The organism is Micromonospora sp. NPDC002411, from assembly GCF_053592955.1.
Genome location: NZ_JBSFBM010000042.1, coordinates 20,667 through 27,871, shown reverse-complemented (window position 1 = coordinate 27,871; position 7,205 = coordinate 20,667). Strand labels below are relative to the sequence as shown.

Sequence of the window (7,205 nt, the reverse complement as noted above, 5' to 3'; positions counted from 1 at the left end):
GTACCCCGGAGGAGACCGACTGGGCGCGCATCGCCGCCGGCTACGCGGAGTTGGCGGTGCTCGCGCGTGCGGTCCGGACGAAGCGGGCCCGGTGGCGGCCAGGGCAGGCTGCCGTCGGGCCGCTGGCTGGGCCGAGGCTCGGGGTAGCCGTTCTCCTGGTGCCCGTCCTCGCGGCGTCCGTTGTCGCGGTGCCCGTCCTCACGGTAGGCGTCCGGTCGGGCCTCCTCGCGGGAACGCCACTCCGGGTACGCCTCGGCGCGGGCGACCGACTCACGGGGCTGCTGCCGGTGTGGGTCGGTGTCGGGCCGACGCCGGTCGTCGTCGCGGCGGGGCTGTTCCGGCATGTCCGGCTCGGGCCGGTGCCGTCGTCCACCGTTGGGCGTCCGGGCCGCCTCGGCCGCCTCGTCCGCCCGGTAGTGCCGCTCCGGGCGACGGCCGTCGCCCGCGGTCCGGTCCGGGTACCCGTCGGCGCGGTACCGCGTACGGCCGTCCACCGACGCCCACCGGTCGGCGCCGTCGGCGGGTCGGTCGTCGGCGGTGCGGCCGTTGCGGTCACGGGCGGGCCGTTCGCCGTACCCGTCGCCGGGGTGTCGCTCGTAACCGGCGGCTGGGCGGTCCTGCGTGCCCCGACGACGAGGCGAGTCGTCCGGCTCGGGCATCCAGCCGACGTCGGACCGGGGCGCCGGGGAAACCGGCGGTGTGCCGAGGTGGCCCCGGTCCCGGTCGGTGGGTTCCGGTCGCGCGCGTCGACCGTCGTACCGCTCGGAGGCGGGCTGGTCCCGGTGCCAGGCGGCCTCCCGCGCCGGTCCCCGCTCGTCGGCGGGGCGTCGGTCGGACCAGGCGGTACGCCGGTCCGTCTCGGGCGAGCGACGGTCGTCGCGCCGGGGTGGCTCCGGTAGTGGCCGGCGGTACGGCTCGTGGTCGTAGGTGCGGGAGTCGCTGGTGTCGGGGCGGCCATAGGTGGACCCGTCGAGGTCGCCCCGGGGTCGACCGTAGGTCGGTGTCTCGCCCGCGCCCTCGTCCACCCAGGACCTGCTGGGTGGCGGCTCTGCCGGCGGTTCATCGGCCCAGGACCGACCGAGGTAGGTGCCGTCGGGGCGGGTCGGGGCCAGCGGCGGGACCTCGGCTCGGCCGGTCACCGTCGCACGGCCGCGCGACGGCGGCTGGTGGAGCGCACCGATGTCGCCCGGGTAGCGCTGGCCGGGGAACTGGGGGTGCCACTCGGTCGTCGGTTCGACCACCCAGGACGGTTCGTTGGGGTCCGGCCACCGGTCGTCGTAACGGCCGTTCATCCGTCGAGCCCGTCGCCGCACCCGGCCACCCGGCCGACTCTTGACGGAGGTGAGCTGTGCGCAGCCACAACCGAGTGAACCCCGGGCGTCCGGTCGCCGCCTGCCACGCCCCGGTGGCCGGCTCGCGTCCGCTCGCTCACGGCGTTGTCACCTCGTTGCAAATTGTCGCGCTGGGGCCTCGCGTGCCGGGTCAGGTCGCCCGCTCCGGCACCCCGTGGCTGCGGATGGAGGGTAACGGCGTGGACTCGCTCACCGCCACTGTGGTGCCGCCGATGGGCGCAAACGTTATCCCATTGGTTTCGGACATTTGGTCCTATAACCGAATCTGGTCTTCGACCCTACCGCACCCGACGGCCATCCGACCCGGGTGGGATCCGTCTCCGGTCAGGGGTGCTCCATGATGAGGACCGCGAAGGTGCCGGGCGCGAGTGCCTCGTAGCTGTGCGGGGCGTCACCGGGAAACGTGGCGTAGTCGCCCGGGTTGAGTTCGACAGGAGCAGTCTCCGGGCCCACCCGCAGACGGCCGGCGGCCACCACCACGTGCTCGACACTGCGCGGGGTGTGCGCGTCCGCGGTTCGGATGGCGCCCGGTTCCAGCTCGATCAGGTAGACGTCGCGGCGCAGGTGCGCGGCGCCCGCGCTGAGCAGCGTGCCGGTGAAGTCGGCCTGTTCGGAGCGGACGTGCGGCCCGTCTCCGGCCCGGACCACCCGTACGTCGAGGTCGTCGGGCTCCACCAGCCTGCTGAACGGCACGCCGAGTGCCACGCCCAGAGCCCAGAGCGTCTCCACGCTCGGGTTGCCGGTGCCCGCCTCCAGTTGCGAGACGGTGGACTTCGACACCCCTGCTCGGCGGGCCAGCTCGGTCAACGAAACACCTACCCGTTCCCGCTCCCGACGCAGGGCGGCGGCGATGGTGGCCAGCGGGGCCGCAGGTTCCGGAGCCATGCCGTCACTCCATCGCGTCGAGCGTTCGGGCGCACGTAGAGCCTGGGGAACTCTTCGTACGCTACAGCGAACAGCCGCCCCGCCCCGGCAGGACCAGGAAGGAGCGGCAGGACCCGCGCACCAAGACGAAACTGCTGCCACGCGGATCGCGTGGCAGCAGTTCGAAGATCGTGGCAGTGCGTGGGGGAGCCGGGGTCAGACCTTGTCGCCGAGCTTCACCTGGGGAGCCGGAGCGCGCATCCGCCGGAACGTGATCGACCGCATGACCGCGTAGAGGTACAGCGAACCCATCCGCTGGTCGGTCTTCGGGAAGCGCTCCTTGACCAGCTTGCCGATCTTGCGACAGATCAGCACCGAGTCGACGACCACACCCAGCGCCAACGCACCCCAGAGCAGGTTGGAGATCAGACGGACCGGCGCCGGCATGGCCGCGTTGGACCCGATCAGCACGATCAGCGCGCCGCCGAAGAACCAGGTGCCGACGGTACGCCGGGAGTCGACCACGTTGCGAGCCAGCAGCCGCTCCGGGCCGCGGTCGCGCGGGCCGCCCTCGCGGCGGAACTCCGATGCGGCCTCGGCGCGCAGTTGGCGGCGACGCTCCCGCTCCTCCTCCTTGGTGAGGGGGCGGCTGGGGCCGGCCGGGCGGCGACCGACGGTCGGCCGCTTCGGAGTCTCCCGACCCTTGGCAGGGGTGTAACCCCGGGGACGCTCGGCGGTCTCCTCGGGGGTTACCGAGGTGACGGCCTCGTCGACGAGGTCGGTGGACTTGCGGCGAAAGAGCGACGGCACGCGGCAAGGGTAGCCAACGGTCCGCGCCCGGTGCACATCGCGGTGCAACGAGCCGACGGCTCCAGGTCGCAGCGCGACCTGGAGCCGTCGTGGCGAACGAAAGGTGTTCGAGGTTACGGACGTTCGGCGTGCGCGCCCAGGTCGGCGAGCTTCGCCTCGAAGTCCTCGTAGCCCCGGTTGATCAGGTCGACGCCGTACACCCGGGAGGTGCCCTCGGCCGCGAGAGCCGCGATCAGGTGGCTGAACCCGGCGCGCAGGTCCGGGATGACCAGGTCGGCGGCGTGCAGCTTGCTCGGCCCGGCGATCACCGCGGAGTGCTTGAAATTGCGCCGGCCAAAGCGGCACGGGGTGCCGCCGAGGCAGTCCCGGTAGACCTGGATGTTGGCGCCCATCGAGTTGAGCGCGTCGGTGTAGCCCAGTCGCTGCTCGTAGACCGTCTCGTGGACGATCGACAGGCCGCGGGCCTGGGTGAGCGCCACGACCAGCGGCTGCTGCCAGTCGGTCATGAAGCCGGGGTGCACGTCGGTCTCCAGTGCCACCGCGTTCAGCTCGCCGCCGGGGTGCCAGAAGCGGATGCCGCCCTCCTGGCCCGGGTCGCCCAGCTTCGGCGCGCGCGCGTCGGTGACCTCGTACTCACCGCCGACCGACCGGAAGATGTTCAGGAAGGTCATCATGTCGGCCTGCTGCGCGCCGAGCACCTCGACGTGACCACGGGTGGCCAGCGCGGCAGCCGCCCAGCTCGCCGCCTCGATCCGGTCCGGGATGGGCCGGTGGGTGTAGCCGTGCAACTTCGGCACGCCCTGGATCTCGATCACCCGGTCGGTGTGGACCTTGATGATCGCGCCCATCTTCTGCAGGATGCAGATCAGGTCGATGATCTCCGGCTCCACCGCTGCGTTACGCAGCTCGGTGACACCCTCGGCCATCACCGCGGTCAGCAGCACCTGCTCGGTGGCGCCGACGCTCGGGTACGGCAGGGCGAACTTGGTGCCGTGCAGCCCGTTCGGCGCGGACAGGTGCAGACCCTCCGGCCGCTTGTCGACAGTGGCGCCGAACTCGCGCAGCGCCTGGAGGTGGAAGTCGATCGGGCGCGGGCCGATGTGGCAGCCGCCCAGGTCCGGGATGAACGCGTGCCCGAGCCGGTGCAGCAGAGGGCCGCAGAACAGGATCGGAATCCGGCTGGAACCGGCGTGCACGTTGATCTGGTCGGTGCTGGCGCTCTCCACGTTCGCCGGGTCGAAGACGAGCTCGCCGTCCTCGGTGCCGTCGGTGACCTTGACGCCGTGCAGACCGAGCAGACCCCGGACCACCTCGACGTCACGGATCTTCGGCACGTCGAACAGCCGGCTCGGGCTGTCGCCGAGCAGCGCGGCGACCATCGCCTTCGAAACCAGGTTCTTCGCGCCGCGCACGCGGATCCGCCCTTCGAGCGGAGTGCCTCCGTGCACAACCAGGACGTCGTCGGTCAACGCAACCTCCAGCGCGTCGGTGCTGCCGTGTTGATGGTGGGGTGCCTGAACAACTGTCGCTACCCCGGATGCGGCCATGTCGAAACGGCCCGCTTGTGTCGTCGCTCCGGCAGCATAGCCCTCGGTGACGAAAAAGGACTCGGTCACATCGGCGTGTGTGGCATTAATCGGTGATCCGGCACTTTTGCGTACCAAGAACACTACGGATCGTGATCAGGCCACCGCCGGTGGCGGGGTGTCCGAACCGGGCAGGGCGAGCATCTGATCCAGCGCGACCCGGGCGTGGTGCGCCGTGTCCGCGTCCACCGTGATCTGGTTGACGACCCGGCCCGCGACCAGCTCCTCGAGCGCCCAGACCAGGTGCGGCAGGTCGATCCGGTTCATCGTCGAGCAGTAGCAGACGGCCTTGTCCAGGAACATGATCTGCTTGTCCGGGTGCGCCAGCGCGAGCCGGCGGACCAGGTTCAGCTCGGTGCCGAGCGCCCACGCCGAACCGGCCGGAGCCGCCTCGATGGTCTTGATGATGTATTCGGTCGAGCCCACGTAGTCGGAGGCGGTGACGACCTCGTGCCGGCACTCCGGGTGGACCAGGACGTTGACCCCGGGCACCCGCTCCCGTACGTCGTTGACGCTGTCCAGCGTGAACCGGCCGTGCACCGAGCAGTGCCCCCGCCAGAGGATCATTTTGGCGTCCCGCAGCTGCTCCGGGGTGAGCCCGCCGTTCGGCTTGTGCGGGTCGTAGAGCACGCAGTCGTCCAACGACAGGCCCATCTCCAGCACCGCCGTGTTGCGGCCCAGGTGCTGGTCGGGCAGGAAGAGCACCTTCGACCCCTGCTCGAACGCCCAGTCCAGGGCGCGCTTGGCGTTGGAGGAGGTGCAGACCACGCCACCGTTGCGGCCGACGAAGCCCTTGATGTCGGCCGACGAGTTCATGTACGTCACCGGCACTGTCTCGCCGGCGATGCCCAGCTCGGTCAGCGTGTCCCAGGCGGCCTCGACCTGGCCGAGGACGGCCATGTCCGCCATCGAACAGCCGGCGGCCAGATCGGGCAGGATCACCCGCTGCGCGTCGGTGGTGAGGATGTCGGCGCTCTCGGCCATGAAGTGCACGCCGCAGAAGACGATGTACTCCGCATCCGGACGGGCGGCGGCCTCCCGGGCCAACTTGAACGAGTCGCCGGTCACGTCGGCGAACTGGATCACCTCGTCGCGCTGGTAGTGATGCCCCAGCACGAAGACCTTGCTGCCCAGCTTCGCCTTCGCGGCCGTGGCGCGAGCCACCAGATCAGGGTCGCTGGGCGCCGGCAGGTCGCCCGGACACTCGACGCCACGCTCGGTGTCGGGGTCGCTGCCCCGGCCGAGCAGCAGCAGAGCCGTCGCCGTGTTGGAGGGTTCCACCCAGGTCGAAGTCACGTAGCCATGGTCCCACAGCGCGAGCGCGCCGCAGCTTCCCTCGGTGTGGGCTGCCACACTGCTCGGCATGCGCGTGCTGCTCTGCCCGGACAAGTTCGCCGGCACCCTGTCCGCACCGGAGGTGGCCGCTGCGGTAGCCGACGGTTGGCGGTCCGTAGCCCAGGGCGACGAGCTGCTGATCCGGCCGCTCGCCGACGGTGGGCCGGGCTTCGTGGAGGTGCTCGCCGAAGCCCTCGGCGGCCGGCGGGTGCCGGTCCCGACGGTCGACCCGCTGGGCCGGCCGGCGGCCGGTGAGATCCTGCTCACCACCGACGGTACGACCGCCTACCTGGAGAGCGCCCAGGCGTGCGGCCTGCATCTGCTCTCTTCGGCCGAGCGCGACCCGAAGACCACCACCTCGTACGGGCTGGGGCTGTTGGTGGCCGCAGCGGTGGAGAGCGGCGCCCGGACGGTGGTGATCGGGCTGGGCGGCTCGGGCACCAACGACGCCGGGGCCGGGATGCTCGCCGCGCTGGGCGTCACACCGCTTGACCCGGGTGGCGCCTCGCTCCCGTACGGCGGGGCGGCGCTCGCCGCTGTCGACGCGGTGGACGGCGTACCCCGGCTGCGTGGCGTCCGGCTCGTCGCGGCCACCGACGTGGACAACCCCCTGCTCGGCCTGCACGGCGCGAGCAACGTGTTCGGCCCGCAGAAGGGCGCCGACCGTGCTGACGTACTGCTGCTCGACGCCGCGTTGGAGCGCTTCGCGGCGGTGCTGGAGCGGGACCTGCCCGGCTGCCCGGCAGGGCTCGGCACGGTGCCCGGGGGCGGCGCCGCCGGTGGCATCGGTGCGGCGCTGCTCGCCCTGGGCGGCGGTTGCGAGTCGGGCATCGGCCTGGTCACCAGGGCCACCCGGCTGGACGACGCGCTGGACACCGCGGACCTGGTGATCACCGGTGAGGGGTCGTTCGACCACCAGTCGCTGCGCGGCAAGGTGGTCGCCGGGGTCGCCGGGGCGGCCCGTGACCGGGGTGTCCCGTGCGTGGTGGTCGCCGGGCAGGTGAGCACCGGCCGGCGGGAGGCCGCCTCGGCGGGGGTCACCGACGCGTACAGCCTGGTGGAGCACTTCGGCGGCGAGGAGGGCGGCGGGCTCGACGCCGCGCTGAGCCGACCCGCCGAGGGTTTACGCGACCTGGGCGCCCGGCTGGCCCGGCAGTGGAGCCGCTGAGCGCTCCGGCCACCGGGCCTACCTGCGGCGGGCGTCACGCCACCCGGGTGCGCCCGCCCGGGGCGGCGTACGATCGGCTGAGGACCACAA

At 72.1% G+C, this 7,205-nt stretch carries 5 protein-coding genes and 1 pseudogene; 1 reads left to right on the top strand and 5 read right to left on the bottom strand.

The genetic code is table 11. The features are described from left to right. The 5 genes and pseudogenes from ACWCO3_RS08210 to nadA all read right to left on the bottom strand — a co-directional run. A pseudogene (locus ACWCO3_RS08210) lies at positions 1-1,292 on the bottom strand (hypothetical protein); the annotation flags it as partial. 384 nt (positions 1,293-1,676) lie between these two features. Then, entirely contained in the window at positions 1,677-2,237 is a 561-nt protein-coding gene (locus tag ACWCO3_RS08205) for a helix-turn-helix domain-containing protein (protein ID WP_145779646.1), read from the bottom strand. Between the two features lie 195 nt (positions 2,238-2,432). Next, the gene (locus ACWCO3_RS08200; RefSeq protein WP_145779647.1) at positions 2,433-3,026 is read right to left on the bottom strand and encodes a DUF3043 domain-containing protein; all 594 of its coding nucleotides are present in this window, start codon (positions 3,024-3,026) and stop codon (positions 2,433-2,435) included. 113 nt (positions 3,027-3,139) lie between these two features. After that, the gene (gene murA, locus ACWCO3_RS08195) at positions 3,140-4,495 is read right to left on the bottom strand and encodes a UDP-N-acetylglucosamine 1-carboxyvinyltransferase (protein WP_145779648.1); all 1,356 of its coding nucleotides are present in this window, start codon (positions 4,493-4,495) and stop codon (positions 3,140-3,142) included. 213 nt (positions 4,496-4,708) lie between these two features. Further along, positions 4,709-5,908 carry a quinolinate synthase NadA gene (gene nadA, locus ACWCO3_RS08190; RefSeq protein ID WP_145785517.1) on the bottom strand — a complete coding sequence of 400 codons (1,200 nt, stop codon included), beginning with the start codon at positions 5,906-5,908 and terminating at the stop codon, positions 4,709-4,711. A gap of 67 nt (positions 5,909-5,975) precedes the next feature. On the opposite strand from nadA, the gene ACWCO3_RS08185 reads away from it, so the two are divergent. Beyond that, a complete protein-coding gene (locus tag ACWCO3_RS08185; RefSeq protein WP_450009106.1) occupies positions 5,976-7,115 on the top strand; it encodes a glycerate kinase family protein in 1,140 nt (379 codons plus the stop codon). The last annotated feature ends 90 nt before the right edge of the window (positions 7,116-7,205 follow it).